Annotated in this window: 22 protein-coding genes; 14 read left to right on the forward strand and 8 right to left on the reverse strand. The window is 59.8% G+C overall.

Features of this window, described 5'->3' with window-relative positions:
• Positions 1-7 precede the first annotated feature (7 nt).
• Positions 8-1,303, forward strand: a complete 1,296-nt coding sequence (locus ACWAT4_RS42105; protein ID WP_128955144.1) for a glycerate kinase type-2 family protein — start codon at positions 8-10, stop codon at positions 1,301-1,303.
• 83 nt (positions 1,304-1,386) lie between these two features.
• On the opposite strand, the gene ACWAT4_RS42110 is transcribed toward ACWAT4_RS42105, so the two are convergent.
• The 3 genes from ACWAT4_RS42110 to ACWAT4_RS42120 all read right to left on the reverse strand — a co-directional run bounded on the left by ACWAT4_RS42110 (position 1,387) and on the right by ACWAT4_RS42120 (position 5,316).
• Entirely contained in the window at positions 1,387-2,637 is a 1,251-nt protein-coding gene (locus tag ACWAT4_RS42110) for a lactonase family protein (protein WP_164933592.1), read from the reverse strand.
• Between the two features lie 83 nt (positions 2,638-2,720).
• On the reverse strand, positions 2,721-3,908 hold the full coding sequence (locus tag ACWAT4_RS42115) for an L-talarate/galactarate dehydratase (RefSeq protein WP_128930202.1): 1,188 nt from the start codon (positions 3,906-3,908) through the stop codon (positions 2,721-2,723).
• A 55-nt stretch (positions 3,909-3,963) separates the two neighbouring features.
• Positions 3,964-5,316: an MFS transporter gene (locus ACWAT4_RS42120; RefSeq protein ID WP_128930054.1), complete on the reverse strand. Its 1,353-nt coding sequence runs from the start codon at positions 5,314-5,316 to the stop codon at positions 3,964-3,966.
• A 122-nt stretch (positions 5,317-5,438) separates the two neighbouring features.
• Here ACWAT4_RS42120 and ACWAT4_RS42125 point away from each other — a divergent pair, with 122 nt between their 5' ends.
• The 3 genes from ACWAT4_RS42125 (at position 5,439) to ACWAT4_RS42135 (ending at position 7,642) form a co-directional block, all read left to right on the forward strand.
• Positions 5,439-6,356, forward strand: a complete 918-nt coding sequence (locus ACWAT4_RS42125; RefSeq protein ID WP_128930053.1) for a LysR family transcriptional regulator — start codon at positions 5,439-5,441, stop codon at positions 6,354-6,356.
• A gap of 246 nt (positions 6,357-6,602) precedes the next feature.
• A complete protein-coding gene (locus ACWAT4_RS42130; protein ID WP_128955143.1) occupies positions 6,603-7,055 on the forward strand; it encodes a mobile mystery protein A in 453 nt (150 codons plus the stop codon).
• Complete coding sequence (locus ACWAT4_RS42135; protein ID WP_128930051.1) at positions 7,052-7,642, forward strand: mobile mystery protein B; 591 nt, start codon at positions 7,052-7,054, stop codon at positions 7,640-7,642. Before ACWAT4_RS42130 ends, ACWAT4_RS42135 begins: the two co-directional genes overlap by 4 nt.
• 218 nt (positions 7,643-7,860) lie before the next feature.
• Here ACWAT4_RS42135 and ACWAT4_RS42140 read toward each other — a convergent pair whose 3' ends face one another.
• Positions 7,861-8,520 (reverse strand): type IV toxin-antitoxin system AbiEi family antitoxin domain-containing protein, encoded by a 660-nt coding sequence (locus ACWAT4_RS42140; protein ID WP_313753859.1) that lies wholly within the window; start codon positions 8,518-8,520, stop codon positions 7,861-7,863.
• Positions 8,521-8,741: 221 nt separating this feature from the next.
• Here ACWAT4_RS42140 and ACWAT4_RS42145 point away from each other — a divergent pair, with 221 nt between their 5' ends.
• From ACWAT4_RS42145 to ACWAT4_RS42190, 10 genes are all read left to right on the forward strand, one after another.
• Positions 8,742-10,394, forward strand: a complete 1,653-nt coding sequence (locus ACWAT4_RS42145) for an IclR family transcriptional regulator domain-containing protein (protein ID WP_128930050.1) — start codon at positions 8,742-8,744, stop codon at positions 10,392-10,394.
• Positions 10,395-10,411: 17 nt separating this feature from the next.
• Complete coding sequence (locus ACWAT4_RS42150) at positions 10,412-11,518, forward strand: mandelate racemase/muconate lactonizing enzyme family protein (protein ID WP_128955142.1); 1,107 nt, start codon at positions 10,412-10,414, stop codon at positions 11,516-11,518.
• 138 nt (positions 11,519-11,656) lie between these two features.
• Positions 11,657-12,385: a ribonuclease activity regulator RraA gene (locus ACWAT4_RS42155; RefSeq protein WP_128930048.1), complete on the forward strand. Its 729-nt coding sequence runs from the start codon at positions 11,657-11,659 to the stop codon at positions 12,383-12,385.
• A 4-nt stretch (positions 12,386-12,389) separates the two neighbouring features.
• The gene (locus ACWAT4_RS42160; RefSeq protein ID WP_128930047.1) at positions 12,390-12,863 is read left to right on the forward strand and encodes a nuclear transport factor 2 family protein; all 474 of its coding nucleotides are present in this window, start codon (positions 12,390-12,392) and stop codon (positions 12,861-12,863) included.
• Positions 12,864-12,880: 17 nt separating this feature from the next.
• Complete coding sequence (locus ACWAT4_RS42165; protein ID WP_128930046.1) at positions 12,881-13,675, forward strand: shikimate dehydrogenase family protein; 795 nt, start codon at positions 12,881-12,883, stop codon at positions 13,673-13,675.
• Between the two features lie 354 nt (positions 13,676-14,029).
• A complete protein-coding gene (locus tag ACWAT4_RS42170; RefSeq protein ID WP_128930045.1) occupies positions 14,030-14,827 on the forward strand; it encodes a transporter substrate-binding domain-containing protein in 798 nt (265 codons plus the stop codon).
• Positions 14,828-14,861: 34 nt separating this feature from the next.
• The gene (locus tag ACWAT4_RS42175) at positions 14,862-15,545 is read left to right on the forward strand and encodes an amino acid ABC transporter permease (protein ID WP_128930044.1); all 684 of its coding nucleotides are present in this window, start codon (positions 14,862-14,864) and stop codon (positions 15,543-15,545) included.
• A gap of 15 nt (positions 15,546-15,560) precedes the next feature.
• The gene (locus tag ACWAT4_RS42180; RefSeq protein ID WP_128930043.1) at positions 15,561-16,208 is read left to right on the forward strand and encodes an amino acid ABC transporter permease; all 648 of its coding nucleotides are present in this window, start codon (positions 15,561-15,563) and stop codon (positions 16,206-16,208) included.
• Positions 16,192-16,926 carry an amino acid ABC transporter ATP-binding protein gene (locus ACWAT4_RS42185; RefSeq protein WP_128930042.1) on the forward strand — a complete coding sequence of 245 codons (735 nt, stop codon included), beginning with the start codon at positions 16,192-16,194 and terminating at the stop codon, positions 16,924-16,926. The genes ACWAT4_RS42180 and ACWAT4_RS42185 overlap by 17 nt, the downstream gene beginning before the upstream one ends.
• Before the next feature lie 58 nt (positions 16,927-16,984).
• Positions 16,985-17,881: an aldose epimerase family protein gene (locus tag ACWAT4_RS42190; RefSeq protein WP_128930041.1), complete on the forward strand. Its 897-nt coding sequence runs from the start codon at positions 16,985-16,987 to the stop codon at positions 17,879-17,881.
• A 146-nt stretch (positions 17,882-18,027) separates the two neighbouring features.
• Here ACWAT4_RS42190 and ACWAT4_RS42195 read toward each other — a convergent pair whose 3' ends face one another.
• From ACWAT4_RS42195 to ACWAT4_RS42210, 4 genes are all read right to left on the reverse strand, one after another.
• Entirely contained in the window at positions 18,028-19,059 is a 1,032-nt protein-coding gene (locus tag ACWAT4_RS42195) for an aldo/keto reductase (protein ID WP_128930040.1), read from the reverse strand.
• An 83-nt stretch (positions 19,060-19,142) separates the two neighbouring features.
• Positions 19,143-19,463, reverse strand: coding sequence for a putative quinol monooxygenase (locus ACWAT4_RS42200; RefSeq protein ID WP_128930039.1), 321 nt, complete (start codon positions 19,461-19,463; stop codon positions 19,143-19,145).
• Positions 19,464-19,745: 282 nt separating this feature from the next.
• Positions 19,746-21,053, reverse strand: coding sequence for a lipase family protein (locus tag ACWAT4_RS42205; protein ID WP_232995552.1), 1,308 nt, complete (start codon positions 21,051-21,053; stop codon positions 19,746-19,748).
• Between the two features lie 21 nt (positions 21,054-21,074).
• Positions 21,075-22,289: a mannonate dehydratase gene (locus ACWAT4_RS42210; RefSeq protein ID WP_164933591.1), complete on the reverse strand. Its 1,215-nt coding sequence runs from the start codon at positions 22,287-22,289 to the stop codon at positions 21,075-21,077.
• Positions 22,290-22,310: the final 21 nt, after the last annotated feature.

Raw genomic sequence — 22,310 nt, forward strand, 5'->3', positions numbered from 1 at the left:
CCCCCCAATGTCCGCTGTGTGGACCGACGCACGGGCTCGCAGCTTGCTGCGGCAACTCTTTGATGCCGCAATCGCGAGCGCTGATCCGCGCATAGCCGTCACGACGCATCTGCCGCCAAAGCCCAGCGGACGCTGTATTGTTGTCGGAGCCGGCAAGGCGTCCGCGGCAATGGCTGCGGTGGTCGATGCGGCCTGGCCCGACGTCGAATTGTCGGGGGTCGTTGTGACGCGGCACGGGCACGCGGTGCCGGCGGGCGGGATCGAAGTCCTTGAGGCGTCGCACCCCGTCCCGGACCACTCGAGCGAGGCCGCGGCGCTGCGGATGCTGGATGCGGTCAGAGGGCTGACGAAGGATGACCTGGTCCTAGCGTTGATGTCCGGTGGCGGGTCCGCACTGATGGCCCTTCCCGCCCCTCCGATGACCCTCGCGGACAAGCAAGCGGTAAACCGGGCATTACTCGCGAGCGGGGCGACGATTGCGGAGATGAATGTGGTGCGCAAGCACCTGTCGGCGATCAAAGGCGGTCGGCTGGCGCTTGCAGCGCGCCCTGCGCGCCTCCTCACCCTCGTGATCTCAGACATTCCGGGGGACGATCCGGCTGCGATCGCCTCCGGCCCGACGCTGCCGGATGCCAGCACGAAGGCCAATGCGCGCGAGATCGTTCGCCGTTTCGGGATCAAGCTGCCCGACTCTGCGCAAGCCGTTCTAGACGGCGGACAAGATACGGCGAAGCCTGGGGACATTGCCGAAGATGTCCGTATTATCGCCGCGCCACTCACGGCCCTTGATGCTGCAGCGCAGCTCGCCAAGCGCGAGGGATTGAGCGCTGTTGTACTTGGGGACGCAATCGAGGGGGAGGCCCGAGAGCTCGGTACCATGATGGCCGGAATTGCCCGGTCGGTCGCTCAGCACGGGCATCCTGTAAAGGCGCCGGCCGTTCTGCTTTCAGGAGGAGAGACGACAGTTAGCATCGGTCATGGCCGAGCAGGTCGTGGTGGTCGCAATACCGAGTTCTTGCTCGGACTTGCGGTGGCCCTTGATGGAGCGGCGGGCATTTGGGCCATTGCCGGGGATAGTGACGGGATTGATGGAACGGAGGATGCCGCCGGCGCTTTGGTGACGCCAGATACCTTGCATCGCGCCGCTGCGAGCCAGCTCGATGCCCGCGCGCTTCTGACGGCTCACGATAGTTACACCTTTTTCGAGCGTCTTGGTGATCTCGTTCGAACAGGTCCCACTCTCACAAATGTCAATGACATTCGGGCCGTTCTGATTGCGCCGACTAGGCAACAGACGTCGTAAGCTGGCAAAGCTCGTTCGTTCGCCTACATAAGGCGCCCGCTCGTGCGAGAGCTCCCGCGAGCGCGTCGTGCAGAGCTGCATGCTCAGAGAGCAACCATTCCACACCAGAACATCCAATCTTTGCCGATATCGACCTCGTATTTGCGAGCGAAGTTCAGTTTGCCATCGTCGGCGACGTCGAATACTGTCAACCCTGCTGGAACCGTCCGAACGGCGCCACCGTCGCGAACGTCAAGCGGCGCAACCGCAGCTGTGACCAGCATTCGTCCGGCCGGATGGATTGAGAATGTCCTGCAATGGAAGGTCAGGGTATCAATGGTCTGGATGAGCGTCGGCTCTCCGCTTGCGGGATTGATCGAAAACACGGCGACAGTATTTTCTCCCTCCCCATGGACCTTTCGGCCCGCGAAATCGATCGTTCCGTCCGAGCGGTTGGCAAGATAGACGAACCGGCCGTTGGGGTGCACGTGGATGGGGCCGACGAACTGGACCGGTAGCCTAGCTTCGTGGTTTTCAGCAGTATATCTTTCGAACAGCGGCTTAGGATCGATGCCTTCGTCACTCGTCCCATAGACCAGCAGCTGGTTGTTGCGTTCCATCGATACGAACATCCACGGTTTTTCCGGATGAAAGTCGACGTGCCGCGGGCCGAAGCCAAGTCCGTTTCCTTTAGTGATCGAAGTCTCATGCGAAAGCTGCCCCGCTTCAAATCGGAAGACTTTCAGGGCTCCGGGATCTTCGGGCTTGCCGGCGCCCGGATCGTTGCCGCGCGTCGGAAGCACGACGAGCTTGCCAGACGGTGAGACACGGACTTGGTGAGCATAGATGCCGGCATCGATTGAGCCGGACTGCTTGATTTCAACTCCGATGGAGCCGTTCTCCCCGAGCGCATGGACGGTCAGATCTGACGGCATGTTGTAAGCAACAAGCAGATAGCGCCCTGCCGGATCGAGCGTGAGGTTAACTGGGCGGTTCTTGAGAAAGACAGGCTCTCCAAATTGCTGCAGCCGCCCCGTGTCTTGATCGATCGCATAGACCGCGACCCCGTGCCGGTCGTCAGCCTTGGAGGTATACCGGTTGCTAAAAGCCACGTAGAGCAGCGGCTTTGATGGATGCTTCCAGGCGTACTGAACCGCCTCTGGCACGCGAATAGTGTCAATTTTCTGCAAGGCGAGCTTCGTGTCGTCGGCCTCGTAACACATCAGCTCGGACCCAACTGCGACGTAGAGGACCGCGCGAGCTGTGTTCTGCGCAGCAACTGCTCGTGGCGATAGCCCCGCTGCGGCAAGGAGGCCTACAAACGTACGGCGGCTGAGTGACACTGCGCGGTTCATGCGTTCAACTCCTCGTAACGTGCTGCTAAGTCTACTCGGCCTCAAAAGGCTGGGCCGGCGGGGCCGGACCAGCCTTCTGTTTATTAGGGCCGCTTTCCGGCTTCGTGAGTGGCGCGAGTCCATGCCCGAGCCTGATCCGAGAGGCTGAAGCCGAGGCCCGGTCGGTTTGGCACGATCATGCGTCCATTCACGACATGGAGTTTCTCGTTGAACATGGCTTCCGACCACTCGAAGTGCTCGACCCAGGGCTCGCGGCCGTAAGCCGCCGTCAGATGAAGGTGGATCTCCATGCAGTAATGGGGAGCGAGCTGCAGCTTCTTATGGTCGGCAAGCGCGAGGATCTTCAGGAAGGGGGTGATGCCCCCGACGCGGGGGGCGTCTGGCTGAATGAAGTCGACCGAATTGTGCCGGATCAGCTCGTAATGTTCATCGACGCTTGTTAGCATCTCACCCGTGGCGATCGGGGTTGCAAGCTCCTTGGCGAGCGCGGCATGCCCTTCGTAATCGTAAGCATCCAGCGGCTCTTCGATCCAGGTCAGGCTGAACTGCTCGGCAATGCGACCAAACCTCAGTGCAGTCGTGCGGTCCCATTGCTGATTGGCATCGATCGCCAGCGGTACGTCGCCAATATGTTTGCGCACTGCCTCGATGCGGGCGAGATCAACCATCGGGTCGGGCTGGCCGACTTTGAGCTTGATGGCGCCGATGCCCTTTTCGAGCGCCATCGAGACGCGCTCCTTGACCTCCTCGATGGGCATGGAGAGATAGCCGCCGGATGTGTTGTAGCAGCGAACCGAATCTCGGTGGGCGCCGAGCAATTTGGCCAGCGGCAGCTTCGCTCGCTTGGCCTTGAGATCCCACAACGCAATGTCAAAGGCGGCAATTGCCTGGGTTGACAGTCCACTACGCCCGACGGAAGCGCCGGCCCAGACCAGCTTGTCCCAGATGCGCGCGATGTCATTGGGATCCTCACCTATAAGTTCACCGGCAATTTCCTTGGCATGAGCGAACTGCCCGGGCCCTCCCGCGCGCTTCGAATAGCTATAGCCGATGCCACTATGGCCCTGCTCGGTTTCGATCTCCGCGAACAGGAACGCGATCTCCGTGAGCGGCTTTTGGCGGCCGGTAAGCACCTTCGCGTCGCTGATCGGTGCGGCAAGTGGAAGGAAAACCAGCGATAGCTTGACCCATGCGATTCGATCGGTGGTGGCTTCGCCGGGCGCAAGTCCCGCAGCTAGCGGATTGGCAATGATGCGTGTCGTGTTTTGCATAAAGTTCATCTGTTCGTCCTCTTTCGTCGTTGAATACTCTTCTGCGGCCCGGCGTCTATTCGGCTGGTATTGGCGCAGCGCGAGGAAGCTCGGGCCTTTCCTGAATGACGGCACGTTGAATCGGGCCCACGATGACCCAGTAGCTGATAATGGCGAGTAGGCCATGGAGGCCGACATAGAGCAGCGCGCCATTGAAGGATCCGGTCGCTGCAAGGATGTAGCCGATCGCAACCGGGGTCGTGATGCCGGCAGTATTACCGATCGCGTTGAAGACGCCGCCGGTCAGCCCGATGACTTCTTTTGGCGCGGTATCGGCCACTACGGTCCAACCTAGCGATCCAAAGCCCTTGCCGAAAAAGGCGGCGCTCATCAGGACTAGGATCAACGTGGTGGAGTCTGTGTAATTGCAGCCGATGATCAGCATCGTCATCAACAGACCAATCGTAATCGGCGTCTTCCTCGCGGTGCTTAGCGATCCGGTCCTGCGAAGAAGCCAATCTGAGAAGAAGCCGGTCATGACGCCGCCAACGAAGCCGGCGATGGCCGGGATGGTCGCCACTAAACTTGCGTCGAGTACCGAAAAGCCGCGGGCCTTGACGAGATAGCTCGGAAACCAGGAGACGAAGAACCAGGTGATGGATGTAATGCCGTACTGCGCGAGGAAGATGCCGACGAGCATGCGGCTGCGGAAGACTTCGGCCAGATCCGACCATTTTGGACCGCGCTCGGCGGAGCGCACAGGAGCTGCGCCGAGGTCGACAAGGCCGCCACCAGAGCGAATGTGATCGAGTTCAGCTGGCGCGACTTTTGGATGTTGAGCAGGCGGATAGTACGTGACGAACCAGAGGGCGGAGAATGCGAGCCCTAGGACGCCCATCACAGTGAAGATGTGCTCCCAGCCGAAGCGATGATCTAGATAGCCCATCAAAGGCGTGAAGATCACGAGGGAGACATATTGCGCGCTGTTGAAGATCGCGCCGGCAATGCCGCGCTCGCTCGATGGAAACCAGGCAGCGATGATGCGCCCAGCAGCCGGCCCGACTGGAGATTCGAACACGCCAAGCAGGAAGCGCAAGGCGAGCATGGCCAGAAACGGATAGGCGAGCCAGGCCACGCCGCTCATCAGGAACGTGACGACCGACCAGAGGATCAATCCGACCAGGATGCTGAGCTTTGCGCCGAGCTTGTCCGTGATCCAGCCAGCGGGCACCTGAGCCAGCACGTAGGCCCATGCGAAAGCGGAAAACATCCAGCCGAGTTCGACCGGGCTGATGCCAAGAGCCTTGGACATATTGGGGCCCGCGATCGAGAGCGTCGCTCGATCGCCGCTGCTTAGTGCCAGCAACATCGTGATGAGTGCCAAGATCACGAAACGAAATTGGAAGCGCGCCACTCTGCTCCCTGACATACGATCCTCCCGTCGAGGTTTTCCCGGATCGATCTCTCGCCGATCACGGAGCCCAACCTAGACGCAGGATCAATTCACGTCTAAACTCAATTTTGGATCGAGCTAATACCTTAAAGTTATCAATGATCGAATTTGCACAAATTCGTGCCTTTGTTGCGGTTGCCGACGAGCTTCATTTCGGGCGAGCGGCCAAGCGCCTCAACATGACTCAGCCGCCACTCAGCCGGCACATCCAGATGCTCGAGCAACAGCTCGATGTGACGCTGCTTGAGCGAACGAGCCGGTCGGTTGAGCTGACCGTCGCTGGAAGGGCGTTTCTCTCTGAAGCGCGAGGGCTGCTTCAGCAACGGGAGAATGCGGTGAAGGCTGCGCGACAAGCAGCCTTATTGGCTGGTGGTGCCCTGACGATCGGCTTCGTGGGTGCTACAACTTACGGGTATTTGCCTTGGCTTGCCTCGTGCTTGCGCAGCGAACTACCGCACATCGAAGCAAGCTTTGTCGAGCTGACCTCGCGCGAGCAGCTCGAAGCTCTCAAATCAGGGCAAATCGATTTCGGCTTGGTGCGCCCATTGCAGACGGCCGAGACGGTCAGAAGCGCATGCGTGTTCCGCGAGGAGCTGGCGCTCGCCCTGCCACTCGATCACCCGCTCGCGGGGCGGCGCCGGCCCGAGCTTGAGCAGCTCGATGGGCAACCCTTCATCATGTATTCGAGCGCTGGCCCCTACATGAACTCGCTGCTGACCATGGCGTTTGGAGCCGCCGGCATCCGGCCGAATGTCGTGCAGTCGATGAGCCAGGCACAAGCCATCCTCGCGCTGGTCAGCACGGGGTTGGGTCTTGCGATTGTTCCCGGAGAGACCCGCAATGCCTGCTTCGACAATGTCGTGTTTCGGCCTATCCGCTTTGGGCGCTCTATCTTTGCTGAATTGCACGCCATCTGGAGAAGTGACAATCGCAATCCTGTTTTACCGCGCCTGCGCGAGCTTGCCTTTCGGGACGAGGGCAGCGGTGTCCGCCGGCCCTTGCAGCTGCAGCCCTAGAGGCCACTAACCAGAACGCGGACCCGGATTCGGTCCGCCACCGCCGCCCTGGGGTGGCTCGTCGCTTACTTCTGCAATGATGTTAAATGGTTGACGAAAGGTCGTAGTGAAGGCCCTGCGTCACTTCGATAAGATTTATCTTATTGTCAACCTTGTGTATTATAAGAAAAAGCTTATTACCGCGGGAAATATTAATATGGTATTCCTTATAGATTTATCAGCTCGTTATATGGTATATCTTATCGGATGAAAGACGCTATCCGGCATCTCGACAGCCGCTTTGCCGCGCTCCGAGCGCTCTCGCACTCCCAGCGCCCTCCCAAGGGCTGGATTCGCGCGATCCGCGACGCCCTCGGCATGACCACCGCCCAATATGCCAAGAGGCTGGGGGTTTCGCAGCCACGCATCGTGGAACTCGAAAAATCCGAGCAAGGCGGCAGCGTAACCCTCAATACGCTTCAACGCGCGGCCGAGGCCCTCGGCTGCAGGCTGGTCTATGTGCTTGTACCCGACCGCCCCCTCGCAGAAGTTGTAACCAAGCGAGCTGCTGAGGTCGCCGAGCGGCAATCACGAGCTATCGAGCAAACGATGCGGCTCGAGGACCAAGCGGTGGAGGACAATCAGGCTGCCCGCGCGCTTCGGGAACAAGCGATCGAGGATTTGTTGAAACGCCCCGCGCGCCTCTGGGACGACGAATGACTGAGACTGATCTGCATGCCGCCGACGATCACGCGACACCGCTGACCCCTCAGGAGCGCGAAGATCTTATCCCAACGCACATTACCTTACGTAGCGAGTTGAACGAACTGGAGCAGCAGAACATCGCGACGGCAAACCGCTGGGCGTTTGGCCGCCGCAAGGTTCCGACGCGGGAAAGTTTTCTCAAGAGTTTGCATCGGCGCATGTTCGAACGCGTCTGGCGCTGGGCTGGAAAATTTCGAACGACGGAGCGCAATCTTGGTGTCGCGCCACATCTGATCGAAATTTCGCTGCATCAGGTGCTCGACGACGCAAGGTATTGGATTGAGAACAACACCTATCCACCGGACGAACTTGCGGTTCGCTTCCATCACCGCCTCGTATCCGTACATCCGTTCCCAAACGGCAACGGTCGCTGGTCACGATTGGCTGCTGACTTGTTGATCGTGCAGCTTGGGGGCCGGCGCTTTACATGGGGCGCCGCCGGCTTGCAGACAGCCGGCACCGCACGCAGGGCCTACATTGCAGCGCTTCAGGCTGCCGACAACCATGATTTCGGGCCCCTCATCGCTTTCGCGCGATCATAAAATGCCCGGCCCACCATCGGGCAAACCCTAACTAAACCAAGGCGCTTTCCTTAGCTAACTCGGTCTACGTCGGAATCAACAGCAGGGATCCGCAGATTTCGCCTGTAGAGCAGCCGTTCGAACGCATACTGTGTGAGCAAGAGATCGAAAGGCTCGTTACGCTGTTTGCAAGATTGAGCAGGCGGCCACGGATGGATGCTCCGACATTCGTCAGCGGCCTACGCATTCAAGGTCAGCGTCTCAAGGCGCGGCTGAACGATTTTGTCCCATATGCCGGCTTCGGCGGCGTATTTTGCGATTTCGGAGGGTGTCGCTTTGCGCAGTCTGATCGCGTCTTTCATCGCTTGCGTGGCGTGCGCAAGGCCTGTGGGGACGTTGTAGAAGGCTTTTTGACGTTGGCCGCTCTTGAAGAGATCGACGATAGTTTTGGCCGGTGTGTAGATCGGTACCGAGATCCCTTCGATGGTGTAATGCTTGATCCCCTTGTCAAACTCCTTGGGACCAAAGCGCGTAATTTGAATGCGAGGCCGCGCAATCTTGGGCCGCCAGTCGCGCGGACCGATCGCCATCCATACATAGGGCGGGATGCGGTCTGTCAGCTCATGGAAGGCGAGCGCAGACTCGTAACAGATGACGCCGTTTCGAATGAGTTTCGCAGCAACTGCGAGCGAGTGGTTACTGTCGAGCAGTGCATCGGGTAGCTGGTAAAGGCCGCGGCTGAGCTGATTGAGCGTGCCCTTCTGTTCCATTCGGGAAATGGTTGCGGCCGTGATCCCTTCCTGGAGAAATTCAGAAAGGCGCATCATGCCCCGCTTCTGAAGAAGCGAGATCGCCCTATCCCTCTGGCGTTGTGGTTGCTTCCTCATGGAAACCCGCATGATACAAAACCTTGCAAGTGTCAAGATTTTGCACAAGGAGTTATATCAATGCGACGTTCCCACAAGACAAATGCCTTTTTGAAACCAAGCACATAACCCCTCGCTTCACTGGCTCGGAATCTGCCCCTCCGGGTCTCACCATGTGGGCAACCCGGCTGGATGAGGCGCACCAAGCCTGCGACAGGCTGGATGGTCTCGTCTCGTGAACCTAAAATTGGGCCATGTCTGAACACGAAGTCGAGTGGTCGCCGGAGCTGATCCATCCTAAGAATGTCGCCGGGACGGCGCTTCTGGGAAAGGCCTGCGATATTCTCGAGCTGATCGGCAGATCACCCGGCGTCCTCGACCAGGCGCGTCTTGCGGACCAGACGGGCATCCCCAGGGCGACCCTGTATCGCATCCTTGCGGCGCTGATCTCGCGTGGACTGATCCGGGCAGATCCGCGCACCCAGGCCTACACGCTTGGTTTCAACTTTCTCGATCTTGCACAGAATGCTTGGTCGTCGTCTGACCTTGCGTCAATTGCGTCCGTAGAGTTGAGGCGCTTACGCGATTTGACCGGTGAGACCGCCTATCTCGCGGTTCAAGACGGTCACCACGTGCTCTCGCTCGGCCGCTTCGAGAGCGCACATTCCGAGCGATCCAATGCGAGGCTCGGCGCGCTTAAACCGATGCATTGCACAAGCCAGGGCAAGGCGATCCTCGCTCATCTCTCCGACGCGCAACTCGACTTGGTGGTCCGCGACGGGCTTGCCAAGTTTACCGAGAAGACGATTTGTGACGGCGAGCAGTTGAAGGCACATCTGGCCATCGTCCGTGCGCGCGGCTATGCGATCGATGACGAAGAGATAGTTCTCGGCACCCGCTGCGTCGGAACGGCTATTCTCGATCCCGCCGGCAAACCGCTTGCGGCCATCAGCGTGGCCGGCCCGACTTTTCGCATCACCGCCGAGCGCGCCGAACGATTAGGGCAAGAGCTCGTTGATGTCGCAAGACGGATTTCGAGCCTGCTCGCACCTGCCATCAAGAGCGCTCGGCATGATCCGGGAAATTACAAGGTCTGGACGAAGAGCACAGCCTTTGTGGGCGCGGCGCCGCGCTGGGATGCGCGCGCGCAGAACTTGGTTTGGGCCGACCTGTTGGCGCCTGCTATCCGCGCCGACGGCGGGCATCCCTTCACCGTCTCGCTGCAGGCGCTCTCTGAGGGCATCAACTCGCTGTGCCTTGTCGAGGGCGGCGTCGCCTATTCAGTTGGCCATGACATCGTGATCGACAATTTATCGGGCGGCCAGGAGCGCATTGAAGGAAAGCCGGGTATTTCCTTCAAAGTGCTGCGCGTCTCGGAGGCTGGTGAGATCTGGGCAGCAGCCTACAGCGCCGAGGCCAACATAAGCCTGGTTGGACCGTGGCGACGGCAATCGGGGATGGAACCGGTGTTCGAAGTGCAAGGCCAGGTGAGCGACATCGCCTTTTGCGGTGATGCCGGCCTGTTCGCGACGGAGCCATCGCGTCAATGCGTCTATCTGCTTGAGCGAAAGGCGGCGCGAAAGCGAAAATTCGCCGATATTCCGAAGGTCGCGGGCGCTCCTTGCGCCCTCGCCGTCGACGAGCAATTTAACCCATGGGTTGGATTGTCGGACGGCTGGAGCGTCGTGAAGCTTAATGAGAGCGGAGAGATTGAGCGAACCGTCGCCCTCCCCGTGCCAAGACCAACCGGTATCGCGTTTGGAGGAGCCTCCCTGTCCGAGCTCTTCGTGACCAGTGCCCGCACCGGCCTGTCGCGCGAAAGCCTCGCCAATGCTCCTCTTTCGGGACACCTCCTGTCGATCGATGTCGGCGAGCGCGGCCTCGCCGATCCAGTCGCAAGGCTTTGACCCAGGCCACTCGCATTATGCCCCAAAGCAACACCGTACCCAAGATCATCTCACTGCAAACCTTTCCGGTGCGCATTCCGTTCGCCGATGGCGGCCCGGGCACGGGCGGCACGCCGTCCCGCTGGCATCGCCTCGACATGGTGCTGATTCGTATCGAAGATGAGGATGGGCATGTCGGCTGGGGCGATGCCTTTGCCTATTTCTGCTTGGAGGCGGTGCGCGCGGCCGTCGATCACATGATCGCGCCGTTTGTGACCGAGGCAGCCATCGACGATATCGCTGCCTGGAACCTGGAGGTGCAAAAGAAACTTCATCTCTTTGGACGCTACGGCATAACCATGTTCGCGCTGTCAGGGGTCGACATCGCGCTGTGGGACTTGAAGGCGAAACGGCAGGGCGTGCCGCTATGGCGGCTTTTCCGGGCGAATGCGCCGACGCACCGGCCGGCCTATGCGAGCCTCGTCAGGTATGGCGACAAGGACCTCGTCGCTGAGCAATGCAAGCGGGCGCTCGAGCGCGGCTACCGGCACATCAAGCTTCACGAGATCGCCCCGGATGTAATCAGGCACGCGCGCGAGGTCATCGGGCCCGGTGTCGCGCTGATGGTTGACGCCAATTGCGCCTGGTCCATGCAGGAGACGATCGCTTTGCGAGAAACGTTCCGCGCCTGCAACACCTTGTGGGTGGAGGAGCCGGTATTCCCGCCCGACGACTACAAGAGTATGGAGGAGATTGAGAAGGCCGCAATCCCCGTTGGCAGCGGTGAGAACGCCAGCACGGCCTTTGATTTCATGCGGATCATCAACGCTGTTACCTATCCACAGCCGAGTATGACAAAAGTCGGCGGGATCTCCGAATTCGTCAAGATCTTGGCCGCATGCGAGCGACACGGTAAGAGCGTCATGCCACATACGCCTTACTTCGGGCCGGGATATCTTGCGACCCTGGCGATGCTGCCTTTGATGCAGGAGAAGACGCTGATCGAGTTCCTGTTCGTCGACCCTGAAGTGTGGCTCGCGAGCACACCGAAGCCGGTGAAGGGGGTTGTCAGCGCATCTGATCGCATCGGCATCGGCTTTGAACCAGATCTCGATGTCCTCAAGCGCTACGCTCCCCGCACCTGATCTCAACATGTGAGACGGCGCACTCGCTGCGAGCTTGATAGGCCTTCCGCCGAGCACTGCTGCCGCTATGGTGATGCCTGAAGGCAAGCATTGCACTGCTTGCGCTGGTTTAGATTCCGTTCTTGGAGGTAGATACGCATGGCTCCGATTGCTTCCCAAACCCTCGAAAAGCTGAAGGCCTGCTCGACAGCGACGCTGACCACGCAGCTCTTCAAGCGCAACTATCGTCAGCAATTCCTGGTTGGGATCACGCCGCTCAATCCGAGCGCTGGTGCGTTTGCCGGGGAGGCTTTCACCTTGCGCTTCATTCCCTCGCGGGAAGACAAGGACTGGGATCTTTCTGATCTCCGCAAGCGGGGTGAGGACAATATGCAGTGGGAGGCCGTGGAGGCGATTGGTGCAGGCCAAGTCCTGATGATCGACAGCCGCAACGACCCGCGTGCCGCATCGGCCGGCAACATGTTGATGACGCGCATGATGCGCAAGGGCGTTGCGGCAGCCATTACCGACGGCGCATTCCGCGACGGGACAGAAATCTCAAAAATGGCGTTTCCCGCTTACTGCAGGGCCAACACGGCCTCGACGCGCCCTGCCTATCATCGCGCGGTTGACATGCAATTGCCAATCGGCTGCGCCGATGTTGCCGTTTACCCCGGCGACATCATCGTCGGGGACAGCGATGGCGTCGTCGTCATCCCACGTGCCATCGCCGAGGAGGTGGCGGAGGAGTCTCATGAGCAGGAGCTGCGCGAGAGATTTCTATTCACCAAGATCGATGCTGGCGCGCCTCTTTGGGGCACCTACCCGCCGAACGAGGCAACGCTGAAGGAATACGCGGAATGGCGAGCCCGGCGAGCGGCGGAGTAAAGCGATGGGTGCGCTCACGAAAGCCGCGCAGGCGGAGGCCTTGATCCGCCGATACTTTCAAGCCTGCAACGATGCCGATCACCAGGCGCTGCTGGACTGCTTCACGAGCAATGCTGTCCACTATTTCCCACCCGGCCTGCCTGGTGCGCCCTGGCGCGGCGCTCAGGCAATAGCCGACGGCTGGGTCTGGTGTGTCAAAACGATGGGATCGCGCTGGACCATTGAGAAGGTTCTGGCCAGCTCGGACGGCCACGAAGCGGTGATCGAATGGACCCATTGGAAGACGGCCCTTGGTGAGGTGCTGCGCGGCGATGAATGGTACGTCTTCAACGACGACGTCACACGGATTGCCGAGATCCGGGCCTACTATGCCTCTCCCGTCAACAAGGCCGAGACAGTCAACAAGCTGCATGACTTCGACTATGAGGCCAGGGGCTATGCCATGGCGCCGCCCTCGCCTCCGCCCAAATTGTCCTGAAGCGCCCGGGCCTGTTCATGACCTCACTGACCGGAAAGACACGCGTTCATGCGCTAATAGGCTCGCCTATTTCGCAGGTGCTGGCACCGGGCTGGCTGACCAAGCGAATGGAGGATGCCGGATATGACGGTGTGCTGGTGCCGCTGCAGGTCGAGAGAGGCAATCTTGACACGGCTCTGGCGGCCCTCAAAGCAATGCTCAACATCGACAGTATTCTTATCACGCTGCCACACAAATTCGGGGCGATCGCGCATTGCGACCGCCTGTCTGATCGCGCCAAGGTCCTCGGGGCGATCAACGCCATGCGACGAGAACAGGACGGCCGCTGGCTCGGCGACAATTTCGACGGTGCCGGTCTGACTGCCGGATTGAAGAAGGCGGGCCATGCCATCGCCGGCAAAAACGTGTTCATGGTCGGCGCGGGCGGTGCAGGCTCCTCGATCGGCGTCTCCATGCTCGAAGAAGGCGCCCGCCGGTTGACCTTCCACGACCTCGACGCGTCAAACCAGAACAGCCTGTTTGACAGGCTTAGTAAGGCATATCCAGGCAAGGTCTCCATCGATACTGCCGTTCCTCGCGATTGCGATATTGTCGTCAATGCGACGTCGGCAGGCTTGCGGGACGGCGACCCGCTACCAGTCGATCCCGCTCAACTTGCGCCGCACATGATCGTTGCCGACGTTATCACCGATCCGGTCCCGACAAGGCTCCTGTCGGAGGCAGCCAAGATTGGCTGCGCCACGCGAGACGGCACGCACATGCTGGATGGACAGATCGCGCTTCTGTTCTCCTTCATGACCTCTGGTCATTGAGCATCAGACCGCTCACTAACGGCGACAGTCTCACGAAGTGAGACGATCTCTCGCGGACAATGAAAGACGGGCTTCACGTTGAAAGCCGCGCTCGCTAACGTTTCGCGCAATCATAACAACAATACTTGGCACTCTGGAGGAGACACTTGCGAACGCCATCGAGGCGGTCGGGCCAAAGGAATCGATCGCCGCCTGCTCCCTGAGTGGTCGCTCTGCCTGGCACCGCCGCGACGAGAATAACGCCGGGGCGGAAGCGGATGCGCTCCGAATACCGAGTCCGAATCGACCTCTTCTAGCCGAAAATCTGGGCGTAGCTCTAATTCGAACAGTCAATTGCCATCGGGAGGATTGAAAATGAAGACTCTTGCTAGAGTTTTGACAGCTGCTGTTGTCTCGCTGGCCCTCTTGGGGCAAACAGCGACAGCCGGGACGCTTGAGAAGATCAAGTCCGCGGGTATCATTCGCATCGCCGTCGATCTCAGTGTCCCTCCCTGGGCATTCAAGGACGAAGACCTCAATCCCACTGGCTCGGAAGTCGAAACAGCTAAGCTCTTGGCTGCCGATCTCGGCGTGAAGATGGAGATCGTGGGGACGAACAGCGCCAATCGCATTCCTTTCCTGATGTCGCATCGCGCAGACGCAGTCCTTTCGGCCTTGTCGATCACTGATGAGCGCAAGAAGCTGATCGCGTTCTCGCTGCCATATTCTGGAGCGACGTCCTATGTGGCAGCACCGAAGAGCATGCAGATCAAGACGTTCGCTGATTTGTCGGGAAAGCGCATTGCCGTCACGCGCGGCACGACGAACGATGCGGATGTGACTGCGGCGGCCCCGCGAGATGCGGAAATCGTGCGCTTTGAGGATGAAGCAACGACCATGACGGCGGTCGTGTCCAACCAGCTTGACTTGGTCGCGCAGGTGCCGACCCTTGTCGACCTGATCAATAAGAAGAACCCGGCCAAAGAGCTTGAGCTGAAGCTGCCGCTTCGGACCGCGCCTATGGGTGTTGGCATGCGTAAGGAGGATACGGATCTGAAGGAATGGGTCGACAGCTGGGTGAAGAAGAACATCGCCAACGGAAAACTCCAAGCGATCTTCAAGAAGTTTCAGGGCGCCGACCTGCCCCAGGAAGTCATCGCCGCGTCTCAATGACATGGCCTACGGCCCTTGAAACGAGCAAAGTCCTATGACTTACAATTTCGACTTCGCAGCCGTGCTGGCTTATTGGCCGCTCCTGTTGGAGGGTATCTGGACGACGCTACGGCTCACTTTATTCTGCACGGTGTTCGGCATCCTTTTAGGTGGTGCCTGCGCCGTGGTCCGGACCGGCGGGCCAACCTGGGCCCGTTGGATCGTCTCCTTGTATGTGGAGTTCATCCGCAATACGCCGCTGCTCGTGCAGTGCTACTTCCTAATCTTTGGCATTGCGAGCATGGGAATTCGGTTGCCCATCCTGGTTGGTGCGACCATCGCGCTGACGGTCAATATCGGAGCTTATACGACTGAGATCGTGCGTGCGGGCATTGAATCGATCCATCGCGGCCAGCTTGAGGCGGCGACCTGCCTTGGACTGTCGCGCACCCAAACCTATCTGCATGTGATTATTCGGCCAGCGCTGGAGCGCGTCTATCCGGCGCTGTCGAGCCAGTATGTTCTGTTGATGCTGGCCTCGAGCATCGTGTCCTCGGTTGGCGTTGAGGAGCTATTCGGGATCTCTAACCGTATCCAGAGCGAGACTTATCGCAATTTCGAAATCTTCGTCGTGCTCGGCGGCATCTATCTAGGTCTCGCCATACTGGTACGTGGGGGTTTTGCTCTCCTCGGGCTTGCGATGTTTCCTCGCCGCCGCAAGCTCGGAACCCCGCTGTGAGCATGGAGATAGCAGATGAATAGCGCCTACATTCTCTCGTTGCTCCAGGGGCTATGGGCGACGGTCGTATTGAGCCTGTTAACTTTCCTGTTTGGCGGCATCGCCGGCTTCATCGTCGCTCTGGCACGCATCTCGCGGAATTGGGCGATTTCGCGCGGGGCGGCGGCCTATATCGAGATCATGCAGGGACTTCCGTTGCTCGTCCTCATGGGTCTGTGCTTTTACGGGCCGAGCATTTTGGGCTACGACTCCTTATCTCCGCTGACGGCAGCGACCTTCGCGCTCACACTTTACAGCAGCGCCTATCTGGGCGAGATCTGGCGCGGCTGCATTCAGGCGGTGGCGAAGCCGCAATGGGAAGCCGCAGAGTGCCTCGGCCTGACGCGCTGGCAGCGCATGAGGGCTGTCATCCTGCCGCAAGCTCTGCGCATTGCCATTCCACCGACAGTCGGCTTCTTGGTCCAGATCGTCAAGAACACATCGATCGCCTCACTTGTGGTCGGATACGCCGAGCTCTCCTACAACGCAAAGATCATCAACAACGCAACATTTGAGCCGTTTCTCTACTTCGGCATCGCTGCCCTGATGTACTTTGCGATCTGCTATCCGCTGTCGGTTCAAAGCAGAGCCCTCGAAAGGAAACTCAATGTCGCCAATCGTTGAATTAAAGGACGTGCGCAAGAGCTTTGGCGAGCTGGAAGTCCTTAAAGGTGTCACCTTTGAGGTGAACAGGGGCGAAGTCGCCGCTATCATCGGCCAGAGCGGATCGGGCAAGAGCACGGCGCTACGTTGCATGGATCGCCTGGAGACCATCCAAGGCGGCTCGATGCTGATCTGCGGCCACGAGCTCCATGATGACGACATCGACTTGAAGTCTTTGAGACGCGATGTCGGAATCGTTTTTCAAAGCTATAACCTCTTCCCGCACCTGACCGTGGCCGAAAATATCATGTTGGCCCCGCGCATGGTAAAAGGCATGAAGCAGCGGCAGGCCCGCGAAATTGCGGATACTGTGATCGCCAAAGTGGGGCTGCGGGAGAAGATGGACTGCTATCCGGAACAGCTTTCCGGCGGGCAACAGCAGCGCGTAGCCATTGCCCGCAGCCTTGCCATGGAGCCTAAGTTGATGCTGTTCGATGAAGTGACTTCAGCGCTCGACCCGCAGCTTACGGGAGAAGTGTTGCGTGTCATGGAGCAGCTCGCGGCCGACGGCATGACCATGATCCTGGTGACCCATGAAATGGCCTTTGCCCGCAAGGTGGCGGACCGCGTCATTTATATGCGCGATGGCAAGGTGCACGAAATGGGATCGTCGGACATCCTGCGGATGCCTGCGACGCCCGAGCTGGCGGCGTTCGTCGCCGAATCAGCTGAGCATTAAGCTGCGGCAGTGAACGGGCGCTCAAACGGTCCATCTCAAATGGTTTGAATGGCGTTCTATGATCACCAACCAGCTTTTGACGGCCGGTGCGGCTCGACTTGGCTTCTCGGCGTCCGCTGGCGGACGCGTGACCTCTCTCGAGCTGTGCAGCAGCAAGGGTAGCGGCTTGCCGCGACGGGTCTTGCGTCCGTTCCCGGCCGGGGTAGAGCCCGCTCAGTTACTGCGCTGGCCCAAGGGTGGTATCTATCCCCTCGTCCCCTATAGCAACCGCGTGAGGGATGGGGTTCTTCTCTTCCAGGGTAAGCGGTACGAGCTTGCGGCCCATCCCGACGCGCTGCCGCATACGTTGCACGGGCATGCGCACAGGATGCCTTGGGAGACGATCTCGCTGACGCCATCGCAGGTGACGATGCGATACTCGCACAAGGGAGGCGCCGACTGGCCTTGGGCGTTCAGCGCAACTCTTAAGGTCGAACTTGAACCCTCGCGTGCCATATTTTGTCTCAATCTTCGAAACGAGGCGCAGACGCCGATGCCGGGTGGAATCGGCCTGCATCCCTATTTCGAGCACCAAGTCGATGACAACATAGAGTTTGACGCACCGATCGACTGGGCCGTGACGACGGACTATCTCGCCGCGCTGCCGGATGCCCATTCTGCCGGGCCCACAGCAGATTCATTGCCGCCCGGTGAGGTGACGCTTTATCGCAGTGGATGGCGCGGGCTCTGCGTTATTCACCGCTCGAATGGTGATCGGATTGAAATGCGAGGGGATCCTGCATTTTCGCATTTTGTGCTGCATCGGCCCGCTGATGCCGCACATCTATGCGCAGAGCCCGTCAGCCACGTTGCGGACGGGTTCAACCTGTTCGCTCGCGGTTGTGCTGACACTGGAACTGTGATTCTGGAACCCGGAGACGAGCTGAAGGGCTCTGTTGTGATTTCCATGAGTTGATAGCCGCGGATGGTCAAAGCTGCGGATGGCGTCGGACATTTGGTCTCCCTTTGCAAGCGCCGCGCCCCGGCAGGGATGGACCGTTCAGGCGAGCATTGTTCGAAAGTGCCAAACATTGCGAGACCCTAGCCTGCCAGTTGCATGCATTACCGAGAGATTCCGCTGAGCGGACGAAGTAATTCAGGGAACATAGACTGATGTGAATAGGGATAGGGTGCTGGCGAGGCGCTCACTTGGTTCAAGCGCTCCACCTCCTTGATGGAAAGTTGCCAGTCGAGGGCTGCGATGTTTTCAACGAGCTGTTCGGCCGTGCGGGCGCCAATGACGACACTTGAGACGGTTGGCCGGGCGAGTAGCCAATTGATCGCAACTTGAGACGCGCTTGTCCCGCGCTCCTGCGCGATATCGTTGAGCGCATCCACGATGTCAAAGAGCTTGGCGTCGCGCTCGGTCAGGCCTCCGAATTTCGCCGCTCGGCTGTCGGCCTGCGGCGGCCGGTCACGGCTGATCTTGCCGCTAAGCTTGCCGCCGGATAGCGGGCTCCATATGATGGCGCCTATGCCCTGATCGAAACCCGCGGGCATCAATTCGTGTTCATAGTCCCTGCACAGCAAGGAATAGTGGACCTGATGCGAGATGGGGCGCGGCAAGCCAAGCCAGTCAGCGGTGGTGGCCATCTTGGCCAGCTGCCATCCGGAGAAGTTAGACGCCCCAATATAGCGGACCTTCCCGGCCTTGATCAGTTCCTCGAAGGCGCGCAGTGTTTCCTCGATCGGTGTATTTTCGTCATAGCCGTGGAGTTGCAGCAGGTCGAGGTGATCGCAGCCAAGTCGCTTCAGCGAGGCCTCGCACGCCATTATGATGTGCTGCCGGCTCGCCCCCATTCCGTTCGGCCCGCTATGCGAGCGGTAGCCGAGCTTGGTGGCGATCAGGGCCTGCGATCGGCGTGAGCCCAGAGCCTTTCCGAGGATTTCTTCCGCCGCGCCCATCGAGTAGACGTCGGCGGTGTCAAAGAGATTCAGCCCCGCATCGAGGCATATGTCGACGAGCCGTCGGGCCTCCGATAGATCGGTCGTGCCCCACTTGCGAAAGAACTCGTTCCCACCGCCGAAAGTCGCTGTCCCAAAGGCCAGGGCTGGGATCCTCAGCCCTGAACGGCCGACACCCCTATGTTCCATCACATTGTCCTAGCCATAAGCACCCTGTGCTTGCCTCGTTGCAAAGCGGCTCATTTTGGATGCTCGATCTCGGGGGAGCGTCATCAGACTTCATCAATCACAGCGCCCATCTCGATCCGGGTCTGGCTCGACACAAGAGCACGGATCCGAGCCTTGCGGACGGGAGCGTGCCTGGAGTTACGGTGCGCCTCGACGGCCTCGTAGTCGTCGAAGAGTTCATTGGACATGAAAGTATCCGGCAGCACCACGCCATCAGGATTAACCGCCTGCAGGATTTCGAAGCGACGACAGCCAGGCTCCTCCGCCAGGGCGATTGCCGCAGCCTCTAGTAGTGTAGCCCTCAATTCCTCCTCACAACCCGCCTTCGCGACAAAGCGCGCGACGATGGCTAAAGTTCCTGACATGGCTTTCTACCTCAAGAGCGGAGAGACGGTCGCGGCATATGCCGACCGATAAGAAACAAGAAATAAGCCGCCGGTCGTCACGGGCGCGAGCGCTAGAAATCGAAAGGATCGCGCTCGACGAGACTAACCCAACGAAAGCCTCCCCTGGCGCACTTGGAAGGGGCTCAATTTAGCCGAAGGCGCAGGTCAAACCGGCAGCCCAGAGCTTCTCAGAAAGGACTGCCTGGCTTGGATCGCATCGGTTCGTGCAAACCGATGCGCTAAGATGCAAAGAACCGCTAGTCAGTCATTGAAGGGTATACCAGGCGCCGGTGTCGTCGGAAGCCCCGGCTCGGTAATGCGCGCGCAGTTGCTTGGCGTCTTTTTGCCTTCAAGTGTCTGTTTGAAGAACGCCAATGCGTCCGGGAAAGCGGCAATCAGGCCCCCGTTGTGAGTGGCACCAGGATAGGTGTTCCAAACGACCTCGTTTCCGGCCGAGCATAAGGCCGCCACGGCTGCATATTGGCGACGGGGCGGCAGTACTGAATCGGCCAGACCCGTGCCAAGCAGAACGGGCACCGGCAGCCGCACGGGCTTCATGTCGGTCGGAGACGCAAGGCTCGCTTCGATGTTCGCGATCGGTTGGACATAGGCGTTGTCGGCGGTGACAGTATCTTTCTGCGCGATCGCGCGCATCTCGCCGGTGCAGCCTTCTCGTGCTGCGCGTAAGACGAGCCTTCCCTTGTCAGTCACGAGGTTGTCTACGGGGGGTGCCTCATCGGGAAGCGAACCGCCGAGCATCATGAGGGTGAGGTAAATCGGCGAGCCAACCTTGAATGCCTCCGCAGGCCGGTAAGGGCCGTCGGGAAAGGTCGACACGACCCCTGTGGCGACTGTGGCGAGCAAGGGTACATCTGGCGCATAGTTCGGTGCGACCGTTGTTGCGCCCAAAGCTGCGCCTGAGCCTTGCGACTGACCACTGATGAAGACCTTGGGAGCGAGCTTGTCGCCATGGGCGGCGCGCGCTGCCCGGACGGCATCGAGCACGGAATGCCCTTCAGCTTCCCAGATCAGGTAAGGATGCGGGCCGGGACCGCCGAGACCCTGGTAATCGGTGGCAACGACCGCAAACCCATTCTCTAGCCATTTTTGGATGTAGGTTGCATCGCGCGGCTTGTGCCCGGCCCAGGACGGCGCGCACACGTCCGCAACGCCCAGCGTGCCATGAGCCCAGGCCACGAGGGGCCAGCCTCCGGCCGGCGGTTCTCCAACCGGCAGATACAGTGTCCCGCTCACCGGTACGATCCCGGCGTGCCAACGTACATCCGTCGAACTGTAGAGAATGCGTTCGGCGAGAGCCGCTTTCGTGATCTCCGGCTGGGCCTTCATTGGCTCTTCACGCAGCATCACGCCCGGCCTTGTGGGCAGCGGATCGGTCCAACGATAAAAAGCCGATAGGTTTTGATCGCCCCATTGGGGGCCAGTCGGCAGCGCGGTGTTCTGCGCGAAGGCCTCGGATAATGCCAAGGCCGAAAGGATCGAGATTGCGAGCACCGACTTCATTGTGAACCTGTTGGGATTGAGCTTTAGCAGCCTGTTCATTTTCTTCATCCGATCTGGTTCCATAACGGGCTATCGTGCGATGGACTTGAGCGCCTCTTCATGGGCAGCGCGCAGGAGGCCGAGAATGTAGCCGTTTGCGAACGCAAAGCCTATCACGTAAGAGGGATCATCCTGATGACGCGGACTATGATCGGCCAGCAGTGAGCCGCCGCTGTCGCGAAGCAGGCGAATGATGTTGAACAAGTCCACATCGCCCTCGTCATGATAGACCTCGACGAAGTCGTTCTGGCTGGCGCGGACATTGCGGAAGTGGATCTGATGAATCTTCTTTCTCTTGATCAAACCGTATAACAGCGCAAGCTGATCAACCCCTTCAGGCATCGATTCCCGTGAGACCCCGGTATCGTATTGAAAGCCATTATGAGGTGAATCGTACAGCTTCTCGTATTTGAGCAGCGCGTTCGCATAATCGCCGGCATCGAAGCTGTCGACACCGAGATAGCCGAGAGGCAGGCCGCCCGGATCGTAGGGGTGGCAAGCCATTTTGACCCCGCTCTCCGCGGCCACGGGGATGACGCGGGACGCCCAAACATGCAGGCGCTCCCAATAGTCGTCCGCTGAGACACGGCCTGCAGGGGTCGGCGGGAGGTCGCGCCAATTGTCTTCTAGCTTGAACGCGTCGTATTCCGACCCACCACGGCCCTGAACTTTGCGATTGCGCCGGATCGGGGTCAAATTCCAATGATAGCTGATGATCTTGACCCCGGCGCGGCCGGCGGTTTGGACGTTTTCGCAAATCAGATCCAGATAACGGTCGCGTTCCGGCCCCGGCGCCATCGCGATGTACGCCGAATCCATCCGGATGCTCTCCCAGATGAGATCGTTTTTCTGCAGCGTGTCGGCGATGCGCATCATGCCTTCGAGGCTCCAGCGCGTGGTGGGCTGAAGCCGCGCGCCTCCCATGCCCGTGCCGAGCGCCTGAGCGCGAGCAAGCGCACCCTCGTCGGGCGTATCGCTTCCAAAGACGTCCGGAGCGGCGTTTCTCGTCTCCAGCGAGACATCGAGATAGCGAATGCCCCACCGCTGGTGCCACTGCATGTTCTGCCGCGAGGTCACCGGTCCTCTGTCGAAGTTGCGTTGGCCACCCAGCCTGATCTTGTCGTTGACGCGCACGGCAAGCGAAGGGACGCCGCCGCTTGGCTCCTGCTCCGCGACCGCTGCACCTGACATGCCAGCGCTGGCGGACATGGCCAATAGGGCCTTTGTAAAGTCGCGCCGATCCATTTGTTGCATCTCCAACACGCC

The sequence above is a fragment of the Bradyrhizobium sp. T-1 genome, assembly GCF_053592855.1.

Coding starts and splice junctions, on each gene's coding strand:
- ACWAT4_RS42105 (WP_128955144.1), top strand. CDS start 8: ATGTCCGCTGTGTGGACCGACGCACGGGCTCGCAGCTTGCTGCGGCAA.
- ACWAT4_RS42110 (WP_164933592.1), bottom strand. CDS start 2,637: ATGAACCGCGCAGTGTCACTCAGCCGCCGTACGTTTGTAGGCCTCCTT.
- ACWAT4_RS42115 (WP_128930202.1), bottom strand. CDS start 3,908: ATGCAAAACACGACACGCATCATTGCCAATCCGCTAGCTGCGGGACTT.
- ACWAT4_RS42120 (WP_128930054.1), bottom strand. CDS start 5,316: ATGTCAGGGAGCAGAGTGGCGCGCTTCCAATTTCGTTTCGTGATCTTG.
- ACWAT4_RS42125 (WP_128930053.1), top strand. CDS start 5,439: ATGATCGAATTTGCACAAATTCGTGCCTTTGTTGCGGTTGCCGACGAG.
- ACWAT4_RS42130 (WP_128955143.1), top strand. CDS start 6,603: ATGAAAGACGCTATCCGGCATCTCGACAGCCGCTTTGCCGCGCTCCGA.
- ACWAT4_RS42135 (WP_128930051.1), top strand. CDS start 7,052: ATGACTGAGACTGATCTGCATGCCGCCGACGATCACGCGACACCGCTG.
- ACWAT4_RS42140 (WP_313753859.1), bottom strand. CDS start 8,520: ATGCGGGTTTCCATGAGGAAGCAACCACAACGCCAGAGGGATAGGGCG.
- ACWAT4_RS42145 (WP_128930050.1), top strand. CDS start 8,742: ATGTCTGAACACGAAGTCGAGTGGTCGCCGGAGCTGATCCATCCTAAG.
- ACWAT4_RS42150 (WP_128955142.1), top strand. CDS start 10,412: ATGCCCCAAAGCAACACCGTACCCAAGATCATCTCACTGCAAACCTTT.
- ACWAT4_RS42155 (WP_128930048.1), top strand. CDS start 11,657: ATGGCTCCGATTGCTTCCCAAACCCTCGAAAAGCTGAAGGCCTGCTCG.
- ACWAT4_RS42160 (WP_128930047.1), top strand. CDS start 12,390: ATGGGTGCGCTCACGAAAGCCGCGCAGGCGGAGGCCTTGATCCGCCGA.
- ACWAT4_RS42165 (WP_128930046.1), top strand. CDS start 12,881: ATGACCTCACTGACCGGAAAGACACGCGTTCATGCGCTAATAGGCTCG.
- ACWAT4_RS42170 (WP_128930045.1), top strand. CDS start 14,030: ATGAAGACTCTTGCTAGAGTTTTGACAGCTGCTGTTGTCTCGCTGGCC.
- ACWAT4_RS42175 (WP_128930044.1), top strand. CDS start 14,862: ATGACTTACAATTTCGACTTCGCAGCCGTGCTGGCTTATTGGCCGCTC.
- ACWAT4_RS42180 (WP_128930043.1), top strand. CDS start 15,561: ATGAATAGCGCCTACATTCTCTCGTTGCTCCAGGGGCTATGGGCGACG.
- ACWAT4_RS42185 (WP_128930042.1), top strand. CDS start 16,192: ATGTCGCCAATCGTTGAATTAAAGGACGTGCGCAAGAGCTTTGGCGAG.
- ACWAT4_RS42190 (WP_128930041.1), top strand. CDS start 16,985: ATGATCACCAACCAGCTTTTGACGGCCGGTGCGGCTCGACTTGGCTTC.
- ACWAT4_RS42195 (WP_128930040.1), bottom strand. CDS start 19,059: ATGGAACATAGGGGTGTCGGCCGTTCAGGGCTGAGGATCCCAGCCCTG.
- ACWAT4_RS42200 (WP_128930039.1), bottom strand. CDS start 19,463: ATGTCAGGAACTTTAGCCATCGTCGCGCGCTTTGTCGCGAAGGCGGGT.
- ACWAT4_RS42205 (WP_232995552.1), bottom strand. CDS start 21,053: ATGAAGAAAATGAACAGGCTGCTAAAGCTCAATCCCAACAGGTTCACA.
- ACWAT4_RS42210 (WP_164933591.1), bottom strand. CDS start 22,289: ATGGATCGGCGCGACTTTACAAAGGCCCTATTGGCCATGTCCGCCAGC.